This is a genomic window from Armatimonadota bacterium, assembly GCA_035527535.1.
GTDB lineage: Bacteria > Armatimonadota > Hebobacteria.
In genome coordinates, this window is record DATLAK010000088.1 from 1 (window position 1) to 24,792 (window position 24,792).

Annotated in this window: 23 protein-coding genes; 13 read left to right on the forward strand and 10 right to left on the reverse strand. The window is 70.0% G+C overall.

The genetic code is table 11. The features are described 5' to 3' along the window. From VM221_06195 to VM221_06240, 10 genes are all read right to left on the reverse strand, one after another. Positions 1–432: heavy metal-binding domain-containing protein (locus VM221_06195; GenBank protein HUT74407.1), on the reverse strand; the 432-nt coding region annotated here is incomplete at its 3' end. Next, complete coding sequence (locus VM221_06200) at positions 429–1,751, reverse strand: TolC family protein (GenBank protein HUT74408.1); 1,323 nt, start codon at positions 1,749–1,751, stop codon at positions 429–431. The genes VM221_06195 and VM221_06200, both read right to left, overlap by 4 nt. 1 nt (position 1,752) lies before the next feature. After that, entirely contained in the window at positions 1,753–2,448 is a 696-nt protein-coding gene (locus VM221_06205) for an S-layer homology domain-containing protein (GenBank protein ID HUT74409.1), read from the reverse strand. Between the two features lie 169 nt (positions 2,449–2,617). Continuing rightward, the gene (locus VM221_06210) at positions 2,618–3,052 is read right to left on the reverse strand and encodes a hypothetical protein (protein ID HUT74410.1); all 435 of its coding nucleotides are present in this window, start codon (positions 3,050–3,052) and stop codon (positions 2,618–2,620) included. Between the two features lie 92 nt (positions 3,053–3,144). Further along, positions 3,145–3,384, reverse strand: coding sequence for an NIL domain-containing protein (locus VM221_06215; GenBank protein HUT74411.1), 240 nt, complete (start codon positions 3,382–3,384; stop codon positions 3,145–3,147). Between the two features lie 24 nt (positions 3,385–3,408). Beyond that, entirely contained in the window at positions 3,409–4,215 is an 807-nt protein-coding gene (gene moeB, locus VM221_06220) for a molybdopterin-synthase adenylyltransferase MoeB (GenBank protein HUT74412.1), read from the reverse strand. Beyond that, positions 4,206–4,505 carry a MoaD/ThiS family protein gene (locus VM221_06225; GenBank protein HUT74413.1) on the reverse strand — a complete coding sequence of 100 codons (300 nt, stop codon included), beginning with the start codon at positions 4,503–4,505 and terminating at the stop codon, positions 4,206–4,208. The genes moeB and VM221_06225 overlap by 10 nt, the downstream gene beginning before the upstream one ends. A 32-nt stretch (positions 4,506–4,537) precedes the next feature. Continuing rightward, positions 4,538–5,038 (reverse strand): M67 family metallopeptidase, encoded by a 501-nt coding sequence (locus VM221_06230; protein HUT74414.1) that lies wholly within the window; start codon positions 5,036–5,038, stop codon positions 4,538–4,540. Next, positions 5,035–5,160: a hypothetical protein gene (locus VM221_06235; GenBank protein ID HUT74415.1), complete on the reverse strand. Its 126-nt coding sequence runs from the start codon at positions 5,158–5,160 to the stop codon at positions 5,035–5,037. Before VM221_06235 ends, VM221_06230 begins: the two co-directional genes overlap by 4 nt. Before the next feature lie 28 nt (positions 5,161–5,188). After that, complete coding sequence (locus tag VM221_06240; GenBank protein HUT74416.1) at positions 5,189–5,635, reverse strand: Rrf2 family transcriptional regulator; 447 nt, start codon at positions 5,633–5,635, stop codon at positions 5,189–5,191. Between the two features lie 311 nt (positions 5,636–5,946). On the opposite strand from VM221_06240, the gene VM221_06245 reads away from it, so the two are divergent. The 13 genes from VM221_06245 (at position 5,947) to VM221_06305 (ending at position 24,374) form a co-directional block, all read left to right on the forward strand. Next, complete coding sequence (locus VM221_06245) at positions 5,947–6,957, forward strand: redox-sensing transcriptional repressor Rex (GenBank protein HUT74417.1); 1,011 nt, start codon at positions 5,947–5,949, stop codon at positions 6,955–6,957. After that, a complete protein-coding gene (gene hemA / locus VM221_06250; protein ID HUT74418.1) occupies positions 6,954–8,342 on the forward strand; it encodes a glutamyl-tRNA reductase in 1,389 nt (462 codons plus the stop codon). The genes VM221_06245 and hemA overlap by 4 nt, the downstream gene beginning before the upstream one ends. Beyond that, positions 8,323–11,328, forward strand: a complete 3,006-nt coding sequence (locus VM221_06255) for a DmsE family decaheme c-type cytochrome (GenBank protein ID HUT74419.1) — start codon at positions 8,323–8,325, stop codon at positions 11,326–11,328. The genes hemA and VM221_06255 overlap by 20 nt, the downstream gene beginning before the upstream one ends. A 117-nt stretch (positions 11,329–11,445) precedes the next feature. Beyond that, entirely contained in the window at positions 11,446–12,885 is a 1,440-nt protein-coding gene (locus tag VM221_06260; GenBank protein HUT74420.1) for a cytochrome c biogenesis protein ResB, read from the forward strand. Continuing rightward, a complete protein-coding gene (locus tag VM221_06265) occupies positions 12,882–13,814 on the forward strand; it encodes a cytochrome c3 family protein (GenBank protein HUT74421.1) in 933 nt (310 codons plus the stop codon). Before VM221_06260 ends, VM221_06265 begins: the two co-directional genes overlap by 4 nt. 30 nt (positions 13,815–13,844) lie before the next feature. After that, the gene (gene ccsB, locus VM221_06270; GenBank protein ID HUT74422.1) at positions 13,845–14,702 is read left to right on the forward strand and encodes a c-type cytochrome biogenesis protein CcsB; all 858 of its coding nucleotides are present in this window, start codon (positions 13,845–13,847) and stop codon (positions 14,700–14,702) included. Positions 14,703–14,705: 3 nt separating this feature from the next. Then, positions 14,706–16,514 carry a cytochrome b/b6 domain-containing protein gene (locus tag VM221_06275; protein ID HUT74423.1) on the forward strand — a complete coding sequence of 603 codons (1,809 nt, stop codon included), beginning with the start codon at positions 14,706–14,708 and terminating at the stop codon, positions 16,512–16,514. Positions 16,515–16,590: 76 nt separating this feature from the next. After that, positions 16,591–18,570 carry a NapC/NirT family cytochrome c gene (locus VM221_06280; protein HUT74424.1) on the forward strand — a complete coding sequence of 660 codons (1,980 nt, stop codon included), beginning with the start codon at positions 16,591–16,593 and terminating at the stop codon, positions 18,568–18,570. A 187-nt stretch (positions 18,571–18,757) separates the two neighbouring features. After that, positions 18,758–21,448, forward strand: coding sequence for an FAD-dependent monooxygenase (locus VM221_06285; protein HUT74425.1), 2,691 nt, complete (start codon positions 18,758–18,760; stop codon positions 21,446–21,448). A 97-nt stretch (positions 21,449–21,545) separates the two neighbouring features. Then, the gene (locus VM221_06290) at positions 21,546–21,980 is read left to right on the forward strand and encodes a response regulator (GenBank protein HUT74426.1); all 435 of its coding nucleotides are present in this window, start codon (positions 21,546–21,548) and stop codon (positions 21,978–21,980) included. Positions 21,981–22,007: 27 nt separating this feature from the next. Then, positions 22,008–23,456 (forward strand): HAMP domain-containing sensor histidine kinase, encoded by a 1,449-nt coding sequence (locus VM221_06295; protein HUT74427.1) that lies wholly within the window; start codon positions 22,008–22,010, stop codon positions 23,454–23,456. A gap of 161 nt (positions 23,457–23,617) precedes the next feature. After that, positions 23,618–24,034, forward strand: coding sequence for a ferritin-like domain-containing protein (locus VM221_06300; GenBank protein ID HUT74428.1), 417 nt, complete (start codon positions 23,618–23,620; stop codon positions 24,032–24,034). Between the two features lie 133 nt (positions 24,035–24,167). Continuing rightward, positions 24,168–24,374 carry a ferritin family protein gene (locus VM221_06305; GenBank protein HUT74429.1) on the forward strand — a complete coding sequence of 69 codons (207 nt, stop codon included), beginning with the start codon at positions 24,168–24,170 and terminating at the stop codon, positions 24,372–24,374. The last annotated feature ends 418 nt before the right edge of the window (positions 24,375–24,792 follow it).

Consider the following 24,792-nt stretch of genomic DNA (forward strand, 5'->3'; position numbering starts at 1 on the left):
GACGCGGCTGACCGCGGTCTCGTCCGCCGTGACCTGGCCCACGGCGCGCACGGTCTTGGTCAGCGCGACGCGCATCGCCGGTTCACTGTGCACGCCGATGAGCTGGCGCTTCTCCGGCGTCAGGTGGATGTTGGCCTGTCCCGCCACGGTGGGGCCCGCCTCCGCCTGCGCTGCATTGCCGGTCGTGGGCGCGCGCGGGGACGGCTGCTCGTCCTCGATAGGCACCAGCCGCATCCCGCAAATGGGGCAGTCGCCCGGGCGATCCGACACGTAGGTCGGGTGCATGGGGCAGTGATAGCGCGCCCCCGCCGTGGCCGCGCGCGCCTGCGCCGCCGGCATGCGCCAGCCGCAGTAGAAGTAAGTCCCACCGCCGCCCAGCGCGACCACCAGGATCAGCAGCATCCACCATCGTCGCTTGATGAACCTCTTCATTCGTTCACCTCTTCATGTGGCACAGCTGCCCTCGGCTGTGTCTTTCCGGCATCCTCCAACGGCGCGCCGACCGTACGTTCGAGGTCGGCCACCGCCTTCTCGTAGTCGGTCACGGCGCGATAGTAGTCGCGCAGGTCGTTGTAGAGCGCCATCTGGTTGTCGAGCAAGGTCAGGAAGTCAACCTGGTTCACCTGGTAGCCCGCGCGCGCCGACTCCAGGGACAACTGCGCCTGGGGGATGATGCCGTTGCGCAGCAGCTCCGCCTGGCGGTCGCTGGTATCGAGCATCGCCGTCAGGTCGCGGATCATGGCCCGCACCATAGTCTCGGCCGCGTCGTAGCCGTGGTCGGCGGCCGCGACCTCGGCCGTGCGCTGGACGACGGCCTGATCCTGCTTGGTGCGGTGATAGAGCGGCAGCATGAACATCACCATGCCGCGCACGTCGGCGCCGCCGCCCATGCCCTGGGGATTGACCCCCAGGCGCAGCTCGAGGTCGGGCTTGAGTTCGCGCCGCGCCAGCGCCTGCATGGTCTGCGCCTCCGCCGTCATCAGCCGCATGCCTCGCAGCATCGCCCGCCGCTGGAGCGCGATCTCCGCCAGCGCCGGCTCGGGCAGCGCCACCCGGTGGCGGGTCATCTCCCCCGCCGGTCCCAGCGGCGCCTCGGGCGGGCGATTGAGCAGGGCGTTGAGCCGCGCCTGCGCCGCGATGCGCTGTTGCCGGAGCATCAGCAGTTGATCGAGAATCCGCGACTGCGCGACCTGCGCCCGCAGCACGTCCTGCTGGATGCCCGCCCCCACCGCGTACTTGGTCTCGGCGAGCTTGACGAAATCGGTGAGCAGGTCCTTGTTGGTCAGCGTCAGCTCGATGCTCTGGTCCAGGAAGTAGAGGTCGTAGTAGGTCTGCTTCACCGCCGCGACCACCTCGTACGCCTGCTCGGTGTAGTCGGTGACGGTGCGGTCGGCGCCGAGCGCCGCCGCCTCGCTCATCAGCCGCAGCTTGCCCGGCCACGGGAGGCGCTGGCGCGCCTCGATGCTGTAAGCGGCGCCCGGATCAGTCACATCATCGAACATGACGCCGACCATGGGGTCGGGCAGCGAGCGCGCCTGGGGCACCTTGGCGCGGTCGGCGGTGATACGGCTGCGCAGCGCCGCCAGCTCCGGGTTGTCCTCCAGTGCGATCTCGATCAGGCGGTCGAGCTGGAGCGGAGCCGGCTGGGGTGCGCGCTCGGCCCGCGCCGCGGCGGTCGCCGCCGCCAGCATCGCCGTCATCGCCATCGCCATCAGCGCCCGCAGCGCTCTGCGACCGACTGCGCGCGCCATGTCAGTAACCTCCTTCGATCAGGCGCGCCAGGATCGCCGCCAGCTCGTAGCGCGTCACCGGCTGGTTGCCGCGGAAGGTGCCATCCGCGTAGCCCTGCATCAGGCCCAGGGCCTTGACTCTCGCCACGAACTCCGCGGCCCAGTGGTCGGAGGGGATATCTGTGAACGAGGCGGCGATCTCCGTTTCGCCGCCAGGCGCCGCGCCGGGCGCCGGCGGGGCGGGGGTCGCCGCCAACAGCGCCGGCAGGCTCGCCAGCGGGGTCAACGCGGCCTGCGCCGGGACCTGCGAGCGGTGGGCGTCGCGGTAGGCGCGCGCCTCGTCGGCGTCGGCGAAGGCCAGCGTCTGCTCGCAAGGCTGGGGCGGCGCGAGCCGCAGCGCTACCGCCGCTTCAGGCTGGGCGCGCCAGGCGCCGCTGATGCGGGTGAGGGTGATGCGCTGTCCCGAGGCGGCGGAGGTAGTGACCGCCCGCGACCAGGGGAAGCGCGTCTGCATCTCGCGCACCGCGCACGACAGGTCATGATAGCGGTGCTCGCGGTTGGTCTCCCAGTCGGTGACCACCACCGCGTGCTCGCCGACGGCGGCGCCGCAGACCGGGCACCCCGGCGGCGATGCCGCGAGCGCGGGCAGCGCCAGCGCGGCGATCAGTATGGCGCCGATCAACAGGCGGGGCAGTGAATAAGTCGTATCAGGTTTCATGCGTTGCTCTCCGTGAATCAGTCTCAGCCACAGACGGATCGGCCCTGGCGACCTCGGTCAGTGAGATGCAGGGCGGGAAGAGCAATCGCTGCGCCGACTTAGCGCGTGACGGGCAGAGAGGCCGAAGAAGCCGACGGCAGGCGAACCGCCGGCGGCCGCGCAGCGATTGCTACGCGGCGGGAGGAGAACGCAGGCCCGTGGCTGTCACGGATGGCAGCCACGGGCCGGGTGGAGGAGCCTCCGTGCGCTTGAGCGCACGCGGAGACGGGGAGGGATCGAACTGCACCGGCATCGCCGCTTCCGCATGAGCGGATGCGCGGTCACCGTTGGCGACTTGGGTTACAGGCAGGAGGGCAGGGTGCGCTTGCGCCGCCGCATCGGCGCACAGGCGCTCCGAGCGCGCCACCCCGCGATCGTCAGCGCCGTCGCCGCCGCCGCAGCAGCAACCGGCGCATCCACATTCGGGCATGCCGCCCGCACTGACCACCGCAGCCGCATCGGCGCCGCCCACCGACTGCCCCGGGCACGCCGCCAGCGCGAACAGGCTGGTCAGCAGCCACAGCGCCGCCAGGCTCGCCGCCAGCATTTTTCGCCGTAGGGTCATCGCCGTAGATTATACCACATGTCACTTACTGGCGAAACCCCCGGTTCGCGCCGATGGAGGAGATGGACCCCCGGGGTCGGCTCCGGCGCCGGCTACTCGAGGATGTCCCCGGCGGCGTCGGTGACCTGCACACCCTGCTGCTGGAGGTAGCGGATGCCCTGCTCGATGTCTTGCTCCGCGCCCTCCAGCTCCAGCACCAGCTCGCCTACGCTCTCGGTCACCCGCGCGCGGCGGATGTTGGGCACGAGGTTGAACTGCTTGGCCATGCGGAAAGTCACCGGCTCCTGGATCAGCTCCTGGGGGAAGATCAACTTGATCGCCTTGGTTGCCATTGCCTTTGCCTCGTTGGTGCGCCCCTACCCTGATCGCGTGCGGCAGAACTCCTCGTAGTCAATCAGCTCGGTGATGGTCGGGCGCTCTCCGCACAGGGCACAGTCGGGGTCGCGCCGCAGCGGCAGCTTGCGGAAGCTGACCCGCAGCAGGTCACATACCAGCAGACGCCCCACCAACAGCGAGCCCGCGCCCAGAATCCACTTGATGGTTTCCGCGGCCTGCAGCGCCCCGATCACGCCCGCCACCGCCCCCAGCACCCCCGCCTCCTGGCAGCTTGGCACCAGCCCCGCCGGCGGCGGCTCCGGGTACAGGCAGCGATAGCACGGCCCCCCGCCCGGGGCGATGGTCGTCACCTGCCCCTCGAAGCGCAGGATGGAGCCGTGGGACAGGCCCTTGCCCGCGAGCACACAGGCGTCGTTGACCAGGTAGCGGGTAGCGAAGTTGTCGCTGCCGTCGAGGACGAAGTCATAGTCCGCCAGCACCTGCATGACGTTGTGCGAGGTCAGGCGGTGGCGGTGCTCGATGACCCGGACGTCGGGGTTGAGCTCGCGCAGGCGCGCTGCCGCGGATGCGGTCTTGGGGCGCCCGACGTCGCAGGAGCCGTGCAGGATCTGGCGCTGGAGGTTGCTGAGGTCCACCGCGTCGCTGTCCACGATGCCGAGCGTGCCGACCCCCGCCGCCGCCAGGTAGAGGGCGGACGGCGAGCCCAACCCGCCGGCCCCCACCACCAGCACCTTCGCCTCCAGCAGGCGCCGCTGACCGCGGCCGCCGATCTCGGGCAGCAGGAGGTGGCGGCTGTAGCGCTCCACCTGCTCGTCGCTCAGCGCCATGTCGTGTCCACCGCGCGCCCGCCGGCGATGGCGGGGATGATGGAGATTTCGTCAGTCTCGCCCACCGCCGTATCCTCGCCTTGCAAGAAGCGGACGTCCTCGTCGTTGACATAGAGATTGACGAAGCGCCGCAGGTTGCCCGCTTCATCGTAGAGGCGCCCCCTGATGCCGGGGAATTGCGCCTCCAGGTCCGCTAGCACCTCGCGCAGGATCGAACCGCGGCCCCGCACCTCCGGCTCGCCGTTGGTCAACGACTGCAACGGGGTCGGGATTCTCACTTTGACTGCCATTGTCCTGTCTTACCTCCTGGCTTCCCTTGCGCCTACGCCCGCACCCGGATCGGATGCTCGGTGAACACCTTGCGCTCGTCGTCGAACACCCACGCGGTGAGCTCCGTGTCTTCCCCGGCGGCCACGGCCATGATCACGTAGATGTACTCCGGCCACGCCTGGGCGGCATCGGCTGCCGACGGCCGCGGCGGATGGTCGGGGTGGGAATGGTAGAAGCCGACGACCGCTTGGCCCTGCTCCGCCGCCGCGTGGTCGAGCCACAGGATCGCACGCGGGTCTATCTCGTAGCGGTCGCGCTCCGCGTCCGCGCACCGGTTATCGGCCGCATGCACCGAGGACACCCAGACCGCGCCCTCGCGGCGGGTGCCGAGGAGAACGCCGCAGCACTCCCCCGGGTAGGCGTCGCGCGCATGTTGCGCCATCTGCTCCCGATGCGGCGCGCGCAAGATCAGGGTCGCGCGGCACGCCGCGGTTTCCCGCCGGCGGCGCTCGCCGATGCCGCGATCCTCATGCTGGTTGTCGGCCCCGCTCATGACGCCGCCCCCGCCAGCAGCGCCCCCGCTTGCTGCTCGAACGAAGCGAGCGACAGGGCGATGATCTGCGGCTTGCACACCGGGCGGATCATGTCGGTGCCCTCCTGGAGCGCCGTCACCACCGGCGAGCATCCGCTGGCGCCGGCGGTGTCAGATCTGGTAGCACGGCGCGGTTTCCCGCTGCGCCGCGAGCTGTTCTTGGCGCAGGTCGGCGAGGGTGGCGCCGTAGAGCACGTCGCTTATGGCCTGGCTCGCCCGCGACCACAGGCGCTGGGCAGCACAGGTCTGGCTGCGATCGCACGCCTGCGCTGAGCGCACGCAGTCCAGGAGATCCAGCGGCCCCTCTACCGCCTCGATGATCTCCCCGGCCGCTATCTCCGCCGCCGGCTTCGCCAGTGCGTAGCCGCCGTGGGGGCCGCGTTCGGCCTGAAGCAAGCCCGCGCGACGCAGCGGGATCGCGAGCTGCTCCAGGTACTTGGGTGAAATCCGCTGCGCGTGCGCGACATCCCGCAAGAGCATGGGCCCCGCATCCTCGTGCAGGGCCAGTTCGACCATTGCGCGTAAGGCGTAACGGGCGCGTGTTGAGGGCCTGATCATGGTTGCCTACCAGACAAATAGGATAACTCGCTTACTATTATTCCTCAACTCCGGGCCTGTGTCAATAGCGACAGGATGGTTCTCCGGATGTTCTGTCTCCGCCGTTCGGATCCTGGCGGACGCGGGTGTGTTCGCGACGGGCGGATGGCGGCATTGAGTGTGCGGGCCTAAAGAAACATATCACAAACTCCACAGTGACGGAAGGAGTCGGCCCGAAGGGGAAGAATTGATAGCTTAGTGCCAAATCTCACAAGAGAGGGCAGGTCGCGAGGGGGCGGCCTGGTGATGGGGTGGCGTCTGGTATGAGAGCGTTGAGCATACCTCAAGATGTGTGGCGGCGCGCTCCCTACGGGGTGTGCGGGCTGGTAAGCTGCTCCTCCTGCGAGCACTTTGTCAAAGGACGCTGCCCCGCGTGCGTCCGCGGCAACGCCGCGACGGCGCGCCGGGAATGCGCTCCCTGCGCGATCTACGAGTGTGTGAAGGGCGGCGGGGCCGAGTCGTGCCGCGAGTGCCGCTCGGACCACTGCCTGGTTCTGGAATCAAGAGCGGACGGTGACCTCGAGTGCGGTCTCGCCGAGCGATTGGGGCTGGCCCATAGCGGCAGTTCGCTGCTGGGGGCACTGCGGGACCTGAGGTCGGCGCGCGAGACCGGCGCCTGCGCCGACCTGGCGCCGCGCTTGGTACGTCGCCTGCCCGCGTACCTGATGGCGCTGCAGGAACTGGCGCGCGAGGGCGTGGAGACGGTGGTGTCGGCGGAGCTGGCGCTGCGCGTCGGCACCTCGGCGGCGCTGGTGCGCAAGGACCTGTCGAGCGTTGGCACCTGGGGACGGCGCAGCGCCGGTTACCGGGTTGGCGTTCTCAGCGAAAACCTGCGGCGGGCGGCGGGGCTGGACGAGCTGCGCCAGGCGGCGTGGCTGGGATGTAAGCGCCTGGCCAAGTACCCGCGCTTGATTGAGGAGTTCCGCGCCGTGGGATGCGCGATTGCGGCGGCATTTTGCGAGGAGGGCAGGCATGTGGGGCGCCACGTCAACGGGCTCATCATCAAGCCGGCCAAGGATCTCCCGCTGCTCGCCAAGGAGTTGGATCTGAGCGTGGCCATAGTGGCGGTGGACGACGACCGCGCGCAGGCGGCTGCGGAGTTGGCGGCGGGGGCGGGCGTGCGCTCCATCCTCAACCTGACCAACAAGATCCTGTTGCAGCCGCGCGGAGCCAGCGTCGAGAATGTGAGCCCACTGCAGGGGCTGGTGTCCCTGTTGCTGCGCGCGCCCGGCGCCGAGGGCAAGGCCGAGGGCGCCAGCGTTCGGAGGGAACGATCATCGTGATTCACGTCGTTGGCATCAGCCACCGGCGCACGCCGGTGCAGCGGCGGGAGAAGGTAGCGGTGGCCGCGCAGGCGCTGCCGCAGATGCTGGAGCGCGCGCGGCGGTGCCTGGGAGCCAGCGAGTGCGTCATCCTCTCCACCTGCAACCGCACCGAGATCTATTTCGTGAGCCGGCGCACGGATGATCCCCGCGCGGCCGCGCTCGAGTTGCTGGTGGCGGATGCGCGCGTGCGCGCCGCCATCCCCGCGCATGAAGTGTACGCCCGGTGCGGGCTCGAGGCGGCGACCCACTTGTGCGAAGTGACGGCGGGTTTGGATTCGCTCATTCTGGGCGAACACGAGATCCTGGCGCAGGTCAAGGGCGCCTTCCAGGCCGCGCGCGACGCCGGCTGCGCGGGACGCCTGCTCAGACGTTTGTGGGATCACGCGCTGCGCGCCGGCAAGCGCGCCCGCGCCGAGACCCGCATCGCCTCCGGCATCTTCTCCGTCGGCCACTGCGCGGCGCGCGCGGCGGCCGAGTTGTTCGGCGACCCCTCGACTGACTCGGGGCAGGCTCTGCGGGGCCGCTCCTTGTTGGTGATCGGCGCCGGGCGCATCGCCGAGGCGACCGCCAAGCACCTCGCCCACCAGGGCGCCGCCCCCATCACCGTCGCCAATCGCACCCTGGAGCATGCGCAGGCGGTGGCGGAGCGCTTGGACGGCCGCGCCGACACCATCGGCAATCTGCCTGCCCTGCTGGGCGCCGCCGACCTCGTCATCACCTGCACCGCGGCGCCCCATTTCATCCTCGACGCCGAGCAGGTGCGGCGGGCGATGGCGGGGCGGGCCGCGCGCCCCATGGTCGTCATTGATGTCAGCGTCCCCCGCGACGTCGAGCCGCGCGCCGGTGCGGTGGCGGGGGTGCGCCTGTTCAATCTCGATGACCTCGAACCGGTGGTGGCGGAGAACGCCAAGGCGCGAGAGGGTGAGGTCAGCGCCGTGCGCGGCATCATCGCCGAGGAAGTCCAGGCCTTCGAGGACTGGCGGCAGCGGGACGATATCGTGCCCCTCATCCGCAGCCTGCATCGCCGCGGCGACGCGGTGCGCCGGGAGTGCCTGGAGCAGATTCAGGCCCGGATGAGCCACCTCGCCCCCGAGGACCTGGAGGCGGTCGAGCGCTTGACCGGCCTGCTGGTCAAGCGACTGCTGCACGCGCCGACCGCCGCCTTGCGCGCGCACCCGAATGGCAGCCGTTTCACCATGTCGGCGGCGGTGAAGGAGCTTTTCGCCCTCTCCGCCGATGCGGCCGCCCAACCTGAGATCACAACCGACGCTGGCCGGAGCGTCACCAGCACATTAGATCACTCCAACACGGGAGGATGCGATCATGTTCACCTGGACTCATAGCTGTACTGCCCGGCTGTCGGCCGGCGTGCGGCGGCGCCTACACGCCTTGCACGCGCGGCCATGGCACCACCTGACCAGCCTGGGCGTGCTGGCGGTCGTCGCGCTCGCCTGGCGGGCGTATGCGGACGTTCCGGCCGAGCGCCCGGTGCCGGTGCCGGAGGTGGCGGCGCAGTGCGCCGCCTGCCATGAGGACCAGGTGGACTCCTGGGTCAAGACGGTGCATCGTCGCACCGCCGGCGCGTCACACCTGGCCGCCGACCGCCAGGGCTGCGGCGGTTGCCACAGCGGCACCGCCGCGCACCTGGAAGACCCGTCGGCTCACCCGCCCTACATGAAGGATATGTCCGGCGACCAGGCCAGCGCCATCTGCCTGTCCTGTCACCAGGGCGGCCAACAGATGCTGTGGCACACCGGCTCCCACGCGAAGCTGCAGAAGGGGTGCCTGACCTGCCACGATCCCCATAACGGCGAGGGGCGGACGATGTTGGCGCGGCCGGAGTCGGAGCTGTGCAATCAATGCCATCCCCAGCAGGTGGCGGAGGGGCGGCTGCCCTCACATCACCCCATTGCCGAGGGCAAGATGACCTGCACCGACTGCCATAACGTGCACGGCGACCAGCGCAACCTTCTGCCGGCGGAATCCAACTCCGAGATGTGCTACCGCTGCCACGCCGAGAAGGCGGGGCCATTCATGGGCGAGCACCCGCCGGTGACCGAGGACTGCACGGTCTGCCACAAGCCGCATGGCTCCCAGAACGACCGCTTGCTGCGGGTGGACGAGCCGATGCTGTGCCTGCAGTGCCATGCCGGCCACCACGACGCCCACCGCAGCCCGCTGGTGGCTGCCGCCGGCGGCGCGGCGGGGCAGGCCGAGGGCATCCGCGGCGTCGAGGCCCTCTATAACCGGTGCACGAGCTGCCACTCCCGGATCCATGGCACCGATCTCCCGTCCGGCACCAACTATCCGACCTTCATGCCGGGCAGCCCGCCCGCCGCCGACCTGCCGCTGGGCACCGCCCGCGGCGTCAACTCCGGCCCCTTCTGGGGCGCCTCCGCCCTGACGGCGCTGGCGCTCAGCGGCGGCGACACCGGCTGGGGCTTCAGCGACCTGGAGCTCGGCAGCATTGACCCCAGCGGCAACCCGACTTACGTGCGCGAGTATGACGGGAAGAACTACGAGTTCCCGCGCGTGAAGCTCGGCCTCGACCAGTACGCCGCCAAGAGCGACTTCCACCTGCGCGTGCTCGATCCCGCCGCCGGCGATGAGACCGCCGAGGCCTACTTCGGTGGCCCCACGGTGAGCGCGAACATCAAGTACAGCGCACTCACCCATCGCGAGCCGCGGTTCAACGACGTCGGCGACGTGAACAGCCCGGTTAACATCGGGGGCCAGCGCGGCGCTCCCCAGCCCGTGAGCTTCAGCGACCTCACCAACGGCAAGGACGACTTTGCGATCGAGCGCAAGGTCACCGACATCAAACTCGCGGCGCGCTGCCCCAAGCTGCGCAGCGTCAAGTGGCTCGCCAGTTACTGGCGCGAGTCGGAGACCGGCGATCAGCAGTTCCTCTTCCTCGACCGCTGCGGCGCGTGCCACAAGGTGCAGACCACCGAGCCCATCAACCGCGTGACTACGCTGGCGACGGGCGGGGCCGAGGTCGGGCTCGGCAAGGGCGCCGTCCGCTACCTGCACACCGAGGGGCAGTTCGAGAACCGGGCGCCGCAGGGCTACTACAACTTCGCCGGCCTGTCCTCCGTGTACAACGGGACGGCGCCGCTGTTCAGCGTATCCGACACCCGCACGCGCATTGACGAGGTAACCGCGACGGCCGCCCCGAGCGACGCCCTTGCCCTCAACGGCCAGTGGCGCAAGCGGGAGCGCGCCAACCTCTACAACGGCACCACCCTTAACATTGACAGCACGGGCGGTGGCGCGAGCTGGCGCCTGACCCCCGACCTGCGCCTGGTGGCGAGCTTCTACTCCAGCGACTTCGACAACGGGGCGCAGGCCCTCAACGACGAGTCGCTGTCGCGCAAGCGCGACACCACCCGCGCCGAGCTGCGCTACGGCGGCCTGCCGTGGACGACCTTGAGCGCCGGGTTCAAGCGCGAGGACGTTGACCGCACCACTGTGCACGAGGCGGTGCCCGCCAACAGCAAGACCGACACCTGGAGCGCGAGCGCCCGGACCAACCTGCCCAGCGGCTTGAGCGTGAACGTGCGCTATCGCAAGGCCACCACCGACCTTGGGCCCAACTTCGACCCGGCGTCGCCGCCCGACATCGCCTACCCGTCGCGGTGGATCGCGCCGCCGACCGACGATAAGATGCTCTCGGCGGTCGCCACCTACAGCCTGACGCCGGAGCTGATGGGCAGCCTCATGTACTCGAAGCTCGACCGCTCCTTCACCGTCAGCGAGCCGCTGCTCGGCGTCCTCCGCGACAGCGGCGACGAGTCCAAGACCACCGGCGGCGAGCTCTTCTACACCGCCGGGCGGCGCACGAAGCTGACTGGCGGCTACTACCAGCAGCAGGGCGACGTGACCAGCGACGTCACCTACGGCGTCGACGACTTCACCTTGCTGCCGCCGGAGGGCCCGGGCACTGAGGAGGGCATCGTCTTTCCGCTGATCGACTCACTGGCGACCTTCAGCTACGACGCCAAGCTCTGGCGACTCAACGCCTCCCACTGGCTGACGCCGCGGCTGCGCCTGTTCGGGCGCTATGACCGCACGCGCAGCGACGGCCGCATTATCGCCAACAACCTCGGGGACTACATTGACCAGGATCCCGATCTCGACGGGCTGGCGTTGACCCTCAACCCGTTCGGCATCACCGTCAGGGACCAGTGGATCGGCGTCGGCTACCTGGTTGACCCCTACACCGAGCTGGCGTTGAGCTTCCAGAAGCGCGAGTGGGAGAACGGCAACGACGCCACCCAGGACGGCTCCTATGACCTGTGGCGCCTGGGGGTGCGCAAGCAGTTCTAACGCGTGCCCTGCGCGGCGCACAGGGAATACGAGCGCGCTGCGGAAAAGGAAAAACAGCACGATCATACGGGCAGGCCGCGCTCCATTGTCCGAGGCGCGGCCTGCCTCGCTTGAGCCATGACCGAAAACGACGAATCGAAGCGGCTCGCCGCCGGTGGCCCGGAGACCCCCGGCGCGCACAGCGCCGGCCCCGAGAAGCGCGCCTCGCCCTGGGCACGGCTGTATTCGGTGGACCTGATGCTATGGGTGCTGGGGCTGCTGATCGCGGTCATGGCCCTGGGCACTATCATTCCACAGCGAGCTCAGGGCGAGGCCTATCAGCGGCTGTTGGGCGCCCCGCTCGGCAAGCTGATCGCCAAGTCGTCGCTGACCGATGTCTTCGGTGCGTGGTGGTTCTGGGCGCTCTTCGCGGTGCTGGCGGCGAGCCTCGTCGCCTGTTCGGTGCAGCGGCTGGGGCGTCTGCTGCGAGTCGGCGGGACGCAAGCGCGGCCGCTGAGTTCGGCGCAGGTGCGTGGGCAGCGCTCGACGGCGACCTGGAATCTGAAGCTGGGGCCGGAGGCCGCCTACGAGCGGCTGACGCAAGTGCTGCAACGGCGGGGCTATCGTGTTCTGCCGGTCGCGGCGGAGGAGTCACAGGAGCGGGCCTTGCGCGCGCGGCGCGGAGGGGCGCGCGCATGGGGCTCGCTGGTGGTGCACGCGGGTGTGGTCATCGTGCTGCTGGGGGCGGCCTACGGGCGCCTGCCGTCGCGCGGCTTCGATCGCGTGGCCCCCATCGCCACCGGCGGGACCTACCAGGTGGAAATGGGCGAGCGCTCGTTCGGCGTCCGCCTGCTCGATGCGGGCACGGAGACCACCCCCACCGGCGAGGCATCGGAGTACTGGGCCAAGACCCAGGTCATCGAGCACGGGAAGGTGGTGCGGGAATACACCATCCGCATGAATCGCCCGCTGCGCCATAACGGAACCAACATCGTCTTGAGCAGCATATCCTCCGCCCCCGGCTACGCGGTGGAGGTGACCAGGGACGGAGAAGTGAGCTACCTGCCGATCGTGGTGGACCGTGCGGGCCGGGTTGACTTCATGAGGAGCGTGAAGCGCATCGGCAATCCCCCCTGGCTGGTGTGGGTGCGCGACTTTCGGCTGGCGCCCGCGGGCGACGGCAGCGAAGCGGCGCCGGCCGCACAGGTGCGGGTGGATGAATCGGGCTCGGTGAGCGCCGACCGGCGTGACCTCGGCTGGGTCGGCGCCGGCGGGCTCGACTACAAGGGCGCCCACTTCGAGTTGGTGTCCGCGGGCGGGGGCACGCAAGTGCAGCTGGGGGTGCACCGCGACCCCGGCGTACCTATCGTCTGGGGCGGGTTCATCCTGATGGTGATGGGCAGCCTGGTTGCGTTTTTCGTCACCCGCCGGGAGTTCGCGGTGATCCTCACTCCGCAGGGCGGGCGGACGATGATAACAGTGGGAGCAAGCGCGATGGGGCTCGGCCCCGGCGCGCAGGACATGGTCAAGGTATTGGGCGTCGAGCTTGACGCCCGCGAGGAGGTGGAGAGCAAGTGAAGAGGACGGCTGGAATTATCGCCATTTGCGTGCTCGCGGCGATCGCGGTCTTGGCTATACCCGCGTTCGGGCGGGAGGGCCTGCCGGGTTATGCGGGCATCAAGGTCTGCAACATGTGCCATCAGCGCACCCATGCGGAGATCGTCAAGGCGCAGCCGGGCACGCCCCACGCGTGCGCCCTGTGGGCCGTCTCCGCCCATGGTGGGGACTTGAAGCTGGTCGGCGATTTCTCCACCGCCCCCGGCTTCAAGCAGGGCGACGTCGCCTATGTCTTGGGCAAGGGAGAGCGCTACCAGGCCTACCTCAGCAAGGACCTCAAGGCGCTGCCGGGCGAGTGGGATGTCCACGATAAGAAGTGGGCGCCGCTCGCGGCCGAGGACGCGCGCAAGTCGTGCTTGGGATGCCACACCACCGGCTATGACGCGGCGGCGGGGCAGTGGAGCGACGCGGGGGTGAGCTGTGAAGCCTGTCACGGCCCCGGCGCCGATCACATGAAGAGCAAGGACAAGCTCGCCTCCATCGTCCGCCCCAAGCAGCTTGCGCCCGAACGGCAGGCGATGACCTGCGGCCGGTGTCACGCCCGCGGCAAGGACGCCGACGGGCTACCGTTTGCCGCTGGGTTCATGCCGGGCGAGGACCTGTCGCAGAAGTTCACCCTCGACGCCGAGACCGAGCTCGGCGCGCGCTATACCCAGTACAACGACCTGGTGCGAAGCAAGCACCTCGCGCAGGGCGTCACCTGCACCACCTGCCACGAGCCCCACGGCGTGGGCGCGCAGGCGCATCAATTGCGCAAGCCGGCCGACGAGTTGTGCGCGGGCTGCCACCCCGCCGCCAATCTGACCGGAGCGCAGCACGCCGCGGCCAAGGACTGCGTACGCTGCCACATGCCCAAGGGCAGCCACCGCTTCGAGAAGCCGCAAGGGTAGCCGCGGCGGCCGGGACGCAGCAGCAGCGAGATGGAAACAACGGAAGGGACACTGGTAAGGCTCGCCTTCGGGCTCTACCTGGGGGCGGCGGTGGTCTATGTGATCTACGCCGCCTCCCAGGCGCGGCGCGTGGGGCAACTCGCCTCCGCGGTCGCGTGGTTGGGCCTGGGAGCCAACACCGCCGCCTTGGTCGCACGGGGGATCCTTGCCGGGCGCGTGCCCTACGTCAGCTTGTACGAGTACCTGCTGGCGTTCGCGTGGGCGGTGGCGGCGGTGTACCTGGTCTTCGAGTGGCGCTACGCGGCAGCGCGGGGCGACCTGCGCCCGGCGGGCAGCCTGGCGCTGCTGATCGCGGTCGGGCTGTTGGGCTACGGGTCGAGCCTGTCGTCGGAGCTCAAGGCGGCCCAGACCCTGATGCCGGTGCTCAAGAGCAACTGGCTCATCTTTCATGTATTCACCGCCGTGGTCGGCTACGGCGCCGCCGCAGTGGCGACGGCGCTGGCGGTGCTGTACCTGGTGCGCAGCCGCTGGCCGGGGCCGGGTTCGTGGCTGCGCCGGGTGCCGGCCCCCGCCGACCTCGACCAGGCGACCTATCGCTGCATCGCCTTCGCCTTCCCCTTCTTGGCCCTGGTCAACATCACCGGCGCGGTCTGGGCCTACGACGCCTGGGGGCGCTACTGGGGGTGGGACCCCAAGGAGACGTGGTCGCTCATCACCTGGTTCATCTACGTCTTCTACCTCCACGCGCGCTTCCGCTCCGGCTGGCGCGGCGCCAGGCTCGCCTGGGTCGCGGTCATCGGTTTCGCCATCATCATGTTTACGTTCCTCGGCGTCAACCTGCTGGCGGCCTTCTCCGAGAGCCTGCACTCCTACGCCAGCGGGTCGTAGCAAGTGCGACGTTTCCATACCAGCTTAGCGGTCGCTCTCGCGCTGGCCGCGGCGATGCTGACCGGCGTGGCGGCGGCGCCGCTCGCGCCGTCGGCGGGGTTGAGCAACGAGACGTGCCTGGCCTGCCACGGCGATCCCCAGTTGGAAGCTGCGGCGGCGGGGCGGACAGTCTCGCTCTACGTTGACGCCGAGGCCATCCACGCCTCGGCGCACGGCGCGCTGGAGTGCGTGGCGTGCCACCGCGACGTCGCCGCGCTGCCCCACCGGGGGGCGATCGCACGCGTGGAGTGCACCCGCTGCCACTACGTCGAGTCGCTGCCGGCGCCGCCGGGGCGCGAGCGCGTACCAGCAGGCCTGCATCAACGCGTCCGCGAGCAGGGACGGAAAGGCGCACCCACCTGTCGCGACTGCCACGGCGCCCATGATATCAAGCCCCCGGGGGCCGTCAGCTCCAGCCTCGGGCGCCAGGGAGCCCCTGCTACCTGCGGCGCCTGCCATCCCCGCATCGCCCGCGACTATCGAGAGAGCATACACGGCACGGAGGCGCTGGCGGGCAACGCCGACGTTCCGGGGTGTGCGGACTGCCATCCCGAACACCCCGGCAATGGACGCCACGGGGTGCCCGCCATCGCGCGCGGGAGCGTCGTCGCCACCTGTGTCGCCTGCCACGACGACCCCGGGCTGCAGCGCCGCTACGCGCTGCCCGCCGGGCGCCTCGTGAGCTACCTCGGCAGCTACCACGGCGCCGCCACCGAGCTCGGCTCCAGCCGCACCGCCAACTGCGCGAGTTGCCACGGCGCGCACTTCATTTTGCCCTCGCACGATCCCAGGTCCACCGTCAACTCGGCCAACCTGCCCCGGACCTGCGGCGCCTGTCATCCCGGGGCGGGGGTCAATTTCGCCGTCGGCGCCATCCACCTGCAGCCGTCGCCGACCCAGGACCGCGCGGTGTTCTGGGTGCGGGTCGCTTACCAGCTTTTCGTCGCCGGGCTCATCCTCGCATTCCTCGCCTACATCGGTCTCGACCTGCTGGCGCGGGTGCGCCGGCGCTTCGGGCCCGCCCATCGCCTGGCCCCGGGGGAGCAGGAGCCGCAGTTCGAACGCCTCACCCTCAACCAGCGCCTCCAGCACTGGACGTTGATTGCCAGCTTCGCGGCCCTGATCATCACCGGCTTTCCGCTGCTGCTACCGCGCGCGGAGATCTCGCGCGGGGTAGTGACGGCGCTGGGCGGGGCGGGGGCCCGGGCGGTGATCCACCGCGGCGCCGCCCTGCTGCTGATCGCGCTGGTGATCTACCACCTGGCGTACGTTTTGTTCTCGCGGCGCGGCCACTGGGAGTTCCGCCAACTGCTGCCTGGGCTACGCGATGCGGTCAACGTGGTGCATATGCTGGGCTTCTACTTCGGCCTCACCCCCACGCGCCCGGCCTTCGACCGCTACAACTACATCGAGAAGTTCGAGTACCTGGCGGTGGCGTGGGGGTCGGTGATCATGATCACCACCGGGGCGCTGCTGTGGTCGCCGCTGGCGAGCCTGGCGGTGCTGCCCAAGTGGCTGATGGACGTGGCGCTGATCGTGCACGGCTGGGAGGCGATCCTGGCCTTTCTGGCGATCATCATCTGGCATATGTACAATGTGCACTGGAATCCCTCGGTCTTCCCCATGAGCCGCATCTGGCTGATCGGCAAGGTCGGGCTCCACGAGCTGCGCGAGAACCACCCCCTGGAGTGGGAGCGCATCGCCGCCCGCAGGGGGAACGACGGCCTGGCCGCGCCGCCGGAGGGCAGGCACGATGGCGGCGGTGCCGAATAGGCACGGCCGTCGGGGCGGCGGCGGATGACTCTGGGGCACAAGACTGGTTGGCGGCCCCGCGGGCCGCGTATGCACCATGACGAAAGCGATCGCAGGCAGGATGTGGAATCGGCTGGGGGGCGTCTTGAAGTGGCGGCTGCGCTTGCCGCGGACGCGCTTGCGGATTCCCCTGTGGGCGCTGCTGGCGGTGGTGGCGGCGGCGACCACCGGGGGCGGCGTCGCTCTGCACGAAACCAGCCGGCCGCTGTTCTGCATGTCGTGCCACGAGATGGGGGCGCCGGTGCACACCTGGCGCGTGTCTTCGCACAAGGACGTCGCGTGCGGCGCGTGCCACATCATGCCCGGCACCATCAACATGTTCCGCGGCAAGGTCGGCGCCCTGCGCCAGGTCTATCTGCACGTGCGCGGTGAAGTCCGCAGCTCCGCCATCCAGGCCCACGTGCCCGATGCCAACTGCAAGGTCTGCCATCCTCGCACCCGCAACCTGGTGGTCTATCACGACCTGCAGATCACGCACCAGGCGCACTGGGACCGCGGGATCCAGTGCACCACCTGTCACGCCGAAGTCGTACATGGGCCGCAGGCAGCCTTCAAGAACACCCCGCGCATGCAGACCTGCTTCAAGTGCCACGACGGCAAGCAAGCGCCCAACAACTGCTCGACCTGTCACGTCGTGCTGGGGACGCGCGGCCCCGCCACCTTCAGCCCGGAGTGGGCGGAGGCGCACAAGGAGAACATCCGCCAGCACGGGCAGTCGTGCCGGCGCTGCCACGGCGCCAGCTTCTGCGACAACTGTCACCGCGCCGCCAATCCCCACGCCGGCAACTGGCTGCGCGAGCATCCCCAGGGATTCCGCGCCAAGCCCCAGAGCTGCCGGGTGTGCCATGCGCTGCCCGGCGAGGGGGCAGAGCTGTCCTTCTGCAAGGACTGCCACGCCCTCAAGCGGGCGCACGCCCTCGACTGGATCAGCACCCATCCCCAGAAGTTCCGCCAAGATCCCAAGGACTGCGCGCGCTGCCACGAGCAGACGTTCTGCTCCGACTGTCACGCCATCTATCGTCATCATCCCGACGATTGGCGGGGCACCCACCCCGGCTCCGCCCGCGCCAATCCCAAAGGCTGCCAGGTCTGCCATACCGACGAGTACTGCACGCGCTGCCACCGCAAGGCGCTGCCCCAGAACCACGGCCCACGGTGGCGAATACTCCACGGCGCCGCGGTGAACGCGGGCAAGGGCGATTGCGCCCAGTGCCACCACCCCGAGTTCTGTCAGTCGTGCCACCGTTCGCAAGCGGGAACGCCTGCATCGCACGATCAGCGCTGGCAGCAAACGCACGGCAAGACGGCGCTGGCGGCGGGCGCCGGTTGCAACATCTGTCACGAGCAGAAGTTCTGCGGCTCGTGCCATGGGGTGGAGATGCCGCATCCCCCGCAGTGGCTGAAGGGCCATCGCCCGGTCGCCCGCCGCGACGCCCAGACCTGCAATCGCTGTCACGAACCCAGCTTCTGCTCCGCTTGCCATCGCGGCACGTTGCCCAAGTCGCACGCCCAAGATTGGGTGGCCCGCCACGGCGCCCAGGCCAAGTCGGCCCCGGCGTCGTGCCGCAACTGCCACACCGAGAGCTTGTGTACGGCGTGTCACCGCGGGGTGAAGATGCCGCATGCCAAGGACTGGCCGACCGCCCACGGCGCCCAGGCCGCGTCCGGGGCCGCGCAGCAGAAGTGCGCCGCCTGCCACGCCGCGGCCCAGTGCGCCAAGTGCCATGGCCTGGCCATGCCCCACCCCGACGACTGGCTCGCCGGCCACGGTACGCAGGCGACGAAGGGCAGCGCGGCGTGCAGCCACTGCCACGGGCCGACGGGCAAGGGCAGGGCCGAGACTAAGAACATCTGCACCACCTGTCACGGGGCGATGGCCCCGCCCACGCACGACGCCAAGGACTGGCTCCCCGAGCAGCACTTCGTCGCCGGCAGCGACCGGCCCGAACTCTGCGGCCTGTGCCACGGCGCCGATGCTTGCCAGACCTGCCACGCCAAGCGGGGCGTGGGGAAGTGATGCCCTGTCCGGTCCCGCAGGCGTGCCCCTGCCCCCCAGCCGCGGCTCCCCGCCGTCCGGAATCCCGTTGCCCCGACGGCTTGTCAGGCGGGCGAAGGATGGACTACACTCTCTGTCGGGAGATAGCGGCGGAGTGTACGTTCTCCAGCCGGGGAGCGGCGGCGGGCGACGAGTAGGTGGCTATGACATGACGGCAGCATCGGGGCGAGCGGGCGTAAGAGGCAACGGCGGGCGACCGCCGCGCGTGGCCATCCTGGGCGGAGGGCCGGCGGGGAGCTTCTGCGCCATCTGGCTGAGCACGCTGGCGGCGCAAGCCGGGCAGCGCTTCGACATCACCCTCTTCGACCACAAGAGCTTCGAGAAACCGGGGCCGGCGGGCTGCAACATGTGCGCCGGGGTCATCCCCGACTCGCTGGTGCGCAACATGCGGCGCTTCGGCATCGAGCTGCCGCGCCACGTCATCCAGCGCCGCATCGAGGGCTACTGCCTGGAGACCCTGGGCGGCGCGGTGGACATCCCCCGCCCCCCCGGGGTCGAGCTCTACAGCACCTTCCGCGGCCCCGGGCCGCGCGGCATGTATCCCTCCGCCCAGGAGGGCTTCGATTACTTCCTGCTGCGCGAGGCGGAGAAGCGCGGCCTCACCTACGTCAATGCCCTGGTCACCGACGTGGCGCTGCCCGCGGCGGCGGCGGCGCCCCACCTCGTCACCTGCCGCGGCGGCTCGCAGCACGAGGCCGACATCGTGGTCGGCGCGTTCGGCGTCAACAGCAACCTGGGGCGCTTGTTCGAGGGCTTGGGCTTCGGCTATCGCGCGCCGCAGGTCGTGCGCGCCTTCCAGGCGGAGGTGCCGGTGGAGCCGGAGTTCATCGCGCGCGAGATGGGGGACCGGGTGTTCATTTTCGCCCTGGGATGGCGCCACCTCAAGTTCGCCGCCATCACCCCCAAGCGCGAGCATGTGACGGTGACCCTGGTCGGGGACGATCCGCGGCGGGTGGACCTGGAGGAGTTCCTGCATTCTCCCTACGTACGGCGGCGACTGCCGGCGGACTGGCAGATGCCGTGCCAGTACTGCTGCTGCTCGCCGCGGCTGCCGCTGACCGCGGCGCGCACCGCGGCACACGACCGCCTGGTCATCATCGGCGACGCCCACGTCGCGCGCTACCTCAAGAACGGCATCGAGTCGAGCTTCTACACCGCGTGCTGGGCGGCGCGCGCGATCATCGCCGGCGACCTGACGGCGGCGGGCCTGCAGCGCAACTACGTCGCGCGCTGCGACTCCTACGTGCGCGACAACCGCTACGGGCGGGCGCTGTTCCGGCTGCACGACATCATCTCCGCGTCGCCGAGGGTGTCGCGCGCGCACGTGGCGGTGGCGCGGGCGGAGCAGGCCGCCCCGGCGCGCCCCAAGCGCCTGAGCGAGGTGCTGTGGGGCATGTTCACCGGCAACATCCCTTACCGGGAGATCGCCCTGCGCCTGCTCGACCCGCGTTTGCACGGGGACATCGCCCGCGCCTTGGGGCGCGCCCTGCTGCTGCGCGCGCCGCCGCGGGCGGCGCCGGCACCGCGGGGGGCGGCGGTGTCACCTGCGCGCGACCCCCTGGGGCCGCTGGGGCCGGAGCAGACGGTGATCATCGTCGGCGGCGGGCCCGCCGGGACCTCCTGCGCGCTGGCGCTGGCGCGCCAGGGGGAACGCCTGCGCCGCCTGCCGCGCATCATCCTCATCGAGGAGAAACGCTTCGGCGAGCACCAGAACCAGTGCGCGGGCGTCGTCTCCCCGCCGGGGCTGGAGATGATCCAGGAGCGCCTGGGCGTGAGGGTGCCGCAGGACCTGGTGCAGCGGGAGATTCACGGCTACGTGCTGTACGCGGACGGCGACGCGATCGTGCTCGACGGCGACGAACTGGGGGAGCGCGCGACCGCGCTGCGGCGGGTGCAGCTCGACCGCCTGATGCTGGAGGCGGCGGAGCGCGCCGGCGTCCAGGTGGTGCATGCGCGCGCCGGCGACATCGAGGTCAACCGTGACGGGGTCATTGTGTACACCGACAGCGGCACCTTCCACGGCGATGTGGTGGTGGGCGCGTTCGGCCTTGATCCGGGCGCGGCCCGCGCTTTCGCTCGCGGCACCGGCTACCGCCCGCCGCGGTCGCTGGACACGCTGGCGTGCAAGCTGCACCCGGCGGGCCTGGAGTACATCCCGGGCCTGCTGCAGGATCGCATCCATGTGTTCTTGCCGCCGGAGCGCAAGCTCGAGTTCGGCGCGCTGGCGCCGAAGGGGAACCATGCGACCGTCATCGTCGCCGGCGCCCGGTTGCGCGAGGCCGACCTGACCCGGTTCCTGACCCACTATGCCGGGCGCCTGCTGCCGGCGGCGTGCGACATCCAGGGGGCGTTCAAGGGATCGTTTCCGCTGGGACCGGCGCGGCGTCTCTACGGCGACCGCTACGTGGTGCTGGGGGACGCGGCGGGGATGGTGCGTCCCTTCAAGGGCAAGGGCATCAACGCCGGGATCGAGGCCGGGTGGGCGGCGGCGGCAACCATGCTCGAGCAGGGGATCTCGCGCGCGGCGTTCGAGGAGTTCGCGCGCGGGCAGCGCCACCTGACGGGCGACCTTCAGTACGGGCGCGTGGTGCGGTGGCTGACGACGCTGGTGGCGCGCTGGGGGCTGCTGGCGCCGTTCGTGGCGGAGGCGCGCAGCGACGGCGACCTGCGCCAGGAGCTGTTCGACTGCGTGTCGGGGCGCACCCCCTATCGCGACGTGGTGCTGCGGCGCGCGAACCTACGTCTGGTGCCGCGCATGGCCTGGAAGTGCGCGCTGCACTTGCTGCGGGGAGGCGGCCGGCGCGCCGCAGTGGAGCCGACTGCGGACGGGCACGGATGAGCGGCGGCAAAATCGCCGGACGTTGGGGCGGGAAAACGCGGTGCGCGCGTGGAAGCACACGTCGGCAGCGACCAGACTGACGCGCAGGAGGCGTGACATGGCGACCCCGCAGGCGAAGATCCTGGTGGTGGAGGACGATTTCGACGCGGCCGACGCGACCAAGACGGTGTTGGAGAGCGCGGGCTACCAGGTAGCCATCGCCGACTCTCCGGCCAAGGCGTGGGAGGCCATGCGCGCGGCGCGGCCGGACCTGATACTGCTCGACGTGATGATGCCCTCCGGCACCGAGGGCTTCCACTTCGTGTGGGAGCTGCGCGGCAGCGACAACGAGGCGCTGCGCGAGGTCCCGATCATCATCATGAGCGCCATCCACGATACCACTTCCCTGCGTTTCTACCCCACGGAGGGTGATGGCTCCTACGCCCCCGGCGAGTATCTGCCCGTGCAGGCGTTCCTGGACAAGCCCGCCCAGCCGCAGCAGCTGCTGGCGCAGGTGGCGGCGGTGCTCGAGGGCAAGTCGCCGCAGCCGTAGCGGCGGGCGGCAGGCCGGTTTTCGATCATGGGCGCGCACCCGCAAGCCGAGGCGGAATCGGGCTCCCGCGAGCCGTTGGCGACGCGCGAGGTGTTGGCGACGCGCGAGCTGATTGAGCGCATGGCGTGGATCGGGCGCCTGCGGTGGGTCGCGGCCGCGGGTGTCGCCGCCGCCATCACCATCACCCGCTGGGGCTTCGGCGTCCCCCTGCCGCTGGCCCCCCTTTATGCCCTCGCCGCCGGTCTCGCCGCCTACAACGGCCTGCTGTGGGCCATCGGCAAACGGCTGCCCCGGTCCGCGCCGGCTGCCGCCGCCGCCGTCGCCAATCTCCAGCTCTCGATTGACCTGCTGTTTCTAGCGGGGCTGCTCTACTTCGCCGGCGGCATCGAGAACCCGTTCATCTTCTACTTCGTCTTCCACATCGTCATCGCCAGCATCCTGCTCTCCCGCCGCGCCACCTACGGCCACACCGCTGTCGCCTGCCTGCTCGTCGCCGCCCTGGCGGCCGCCCAGGCCACCGGCCGCGCCCCGCACCATCACCTTTACGGCGTCGTGCCCGAGGAGGTGCACTTCCTCCCCGCCTTCGTCTATGGCGCGGCCTTCGCGGTCACCAGCACCCTGGTGCTGACCGCTTATTTCGCGACCTCGATCACGGCGCGCCTGCGCCAGCGCGAAACGGAGGTGCTGTCCCTTTCCCGCTCGCTGGAGCACAAGGCGGCGGACCTGAGCCGCGCCAACGAGCAGCTGCGCCGCAGCGAGAGCGCCAAGGCGGACTACATGCGGCGCGTCGCCCACGAGCTGCGCTCCCCGCTGGCGACGATCGAGCAAATGGTGGCGCTGGTGGCGGAGCGGCGCAAGGGGGAGATCACGGCCGCCGCGGAGCAGACGCTGGCCCGCGTGCGCGTTCGCCTGCGCCGGCTGATAGATGTGGCGCGCGACCTGCTGGCGCTGTCGCGCGCGCGCGAGGCGGACCTGTCGCAGCAGATGCGGCCGGTGCGGCTGGCGGAGGTCGTCACCGCCCTTGCCCCCGACCTCACCTCGCGCGCGCAGCAGGCGGGCGTCGCCTTTGAGATCAACGTGCCGGCAGCGCTGCCGGCAGTCACCGGCGATCCCGAATCCCTGGCCCAACTGGTGGTCAACCTCGCCACCAACGCCCTCAAGTACACCCCGGCCGGGGGCTGGGTCAAGCTCGCCGCGCGCGCCGACGGCGACCAGGTGGAGCTGACGGTGGCGGACTCGGGCATCGGCATCCCGCCGGCGGAGGTGGGGCAGATCTTCAACGAATTCTACCGCGCCAGCAATGCGCGCGAGAGCTCCGAGGAGGGCACCGGCCTAGGGCTGTCCATCGTCAACGCTATCTGCTACGCCCACCGGGCGGAGATCACGGTCGAGAGCGAGCCCGGCTGCGGCGCCACCTTCCGCGTGCGCTTCCCGGCCGGGGGGGCCGGCGGGGCGGAGGACGCGTCCTCGCCGTGACCGGGAGCGCCCGCCTGCAACCGCTGGCCGCCGCGCGCGAATGTGCGACGCGCCGACAAGCGGCCCGCAGGACGCCGCTGCTGCGTCGCCGAAAACCGTCAGCGTCGTGATCCCAACTCAATCGCTGCCCGGGGTGTCGGAGCAGCGGGGAAAGAGGCGAGATGGCCAGCAAGAAGATCGTGGACCAACTCAACAAGGCGCGCGCGCGGGAGCTGCAGGTGGTGATGCAGTACATGATGCAGCACTACACCGCCACCGGGGTGGAGAGCCTGCCGGTGATTGACATGTTCAAGGAGGTCGCGGTCGAGGAGATGAAGCACGCCGAGGCCCTGGGCGAGCGCATTGACTACCTGGGCGGGACGCCCACCAAGCAGCCGGATCCCATCACGCCGGGCAAGAACCTGCGCGAAATGTTGAAGCTCGACCTCGAGGCGGAGGAGGAAGCGATCACCCTCTACCGCGACATCATCAAGCTGTGCGAAAAAGAGGGCGATGTCACCTCGCGCACGATGATGGAGGGCATCCTCGCCGACGAGGAGGACCACGCCAACCAGTTCCAGACCGCGCTGGGCCGGTAGGCCGGAGCCTGCCCTGAGCTTGTCGAAGGGCGTTTCATCTGGCGGTGGCTGTCTGGGCAGGGGCGACCCGCCGGACCTGCGTTGAGCGCAGCCGAAGAGTCGCCCCTGCCGCCTGCCGCGAGGTCAGCAGATCATGGACGTGCTCAAGATCATGGAGACCGCGATCCGCGCCGAGGTCGAGGCCAAAGCGCTCTACCTGCGGGGGGAGCAAGCCGCCGCTACCGAGGACGCGCGCGCCCTGTTCCGCCGCCTCGCCGCCGAAGAGGAGCGGCACCGGGAGCTCCTGCTCGACCTGTACCAGAAACTGGCGGGCAAGGCCTACGCCGAGGCGGAATGGTAATTGCGGGGACACACACCTTATTGATCTCGCCCATTATGTTGACAACTCCGATGGGGAAATGGCCATGGTGGGGCGGGTGTCTCGCCCGCCAACCGAACTCATTTCGCAGCCGAGACGGCGTAGACGCAATACAGTACGCCCAATCAATCAGCTTCGTGGCTCCACTCGTGTTCTCCTCCTAGCTCGGCACTGCCACCTTCCCACGCCGACCAGGCCCCCGAGGCCCTCGGCCTCCCCACGCGCCCGCGTCGCCCGCCCGATTTTTGGACTCCCACCCCCCCCACCGCTCGGATCCTCCGCAATCCCGCCCTAAACCACCCCCCCTCCCCTACGCCCCCCTACCTATGCAGGGCATCTGACCACCGCTGCGGAATCATCTCATCCACAAACCCGACGATCCCGCGGAGGCCCTTATTGA

Bases quoted from the DNA above. Each gene is read 5' to 3' on its own strand.
- VM221_06295 (HUT74427.1), top strand. From the start codon at position 22,008: ATGGGCGCGCACCCGCAAGCCGAGGCGGAATCGGGCTCCCGCGAGCCG.
- VM221_06285 (HUT74425.1), top strand. From the start codon at position 18,758: ATGACGGCAGCATCGGGGCGAGCGGGCGTAAGAGGCAACGGCGGGCGA.
- VM221_06305 (HUT74429.1), top strand. From the start codon at position 24,168: ATGGACGTGCTCAAGATCATGGAGACCGCGATCCGCGCCGAGGTCGAG.
- VM221_06260 (HUT74420.1), top strand. From the start codon at position 11,446: ATGACCGAAAACGACGAATCGAAGCGGCTCGCCGCCGGTGGCCCGGAG.
- moeB (HUT74412.1), bottom strand. From the start codon at position 4,215: ATGGCGCTGAGCGACGAGCAGGTGGAGCGCTACAGCCGCCACCTCCTG.
- VM221_06215 (HUT74411.1), bottom strand. From the start codon at position 3,384: ATGGCAACCAAGGCGATCAAGTTGATCTTCCCCCAGGAGCTGATCCAG.
- VM221_06290 (HUT74426.1), top strand. From the start codon at position 21,546: ATGGCGACCCCGCAGGCGAAGATCCTGGTGGTGGAGGACGATTTCGAC.
- VM221_06255 (HUT74419.1), top strand. From the start codon at position 8,323: ATGTTCACCTGGACTCATAGCTGTACTGCCCGGCTGTCGGCCGGCGTG.
- VM221_06280 (HUT74424.1), top strand. From the start codon at position 16,591: ATGACGAAAGCGATCGCAGGCAGGATGTGGAATCGGCTGGGGGGCGTC.
- VM221_06210 (HUT74410.1), bottom strand. From the start codon at position 3,052: ATGACCCTACGGCGAAAAATGCTGGCGGCGAGCCTGGCGGCGCTGTGG.
- ccsB (HUT74422.1), top strand. From the start codon at position 13,845: ATGGAAACAACGGAAGGGACACTGGTAAGGCTCGCCTTCGGGCTCTAC.
- VM221_06300 (HUT74428.1), top strand. From the start codon at position 23,618: ATGGCCAGCAAGAAGATCGTGGACCAACTCAACAAGGCGCGCGCGCGG.
- VM221_06200 (HUT74408.1), bottom strand. From the start codon at position 1,751: ATGGCGCGCGCAGTCGGTCGCAGAGCGCTGCGGGCGCTGATGGCGATG.
- VM221_06205 (HUT74409.1), bottom strand. From the start codon at position 2,448: ATGAAACCTGATACGACTTATTCACTGCCCCGCCTGTTGATCGGCGCC.
- VM221_06230 (HUT74414.1), bottom strand. From the start codon at position 5,038: ATGAGCGGGGCCGACAACCAGCATGAGGATCGCGGCATCGGCGAGCGC.
- VM221_06225 (HUT74413.1), bottom strand. From the start codon at position 4,505: ATGGCAGTCAAAGTGAGAATCCCGACCCCGTTGCAGTCGTTGACCAAC.
- VM221_06240 (HUT74416.1), bottom strand. From the start codon at position 5,635: ATGATCAGGCCCTCAACACGCGCCCGTTACGCCTTACGCGCAATGGTC.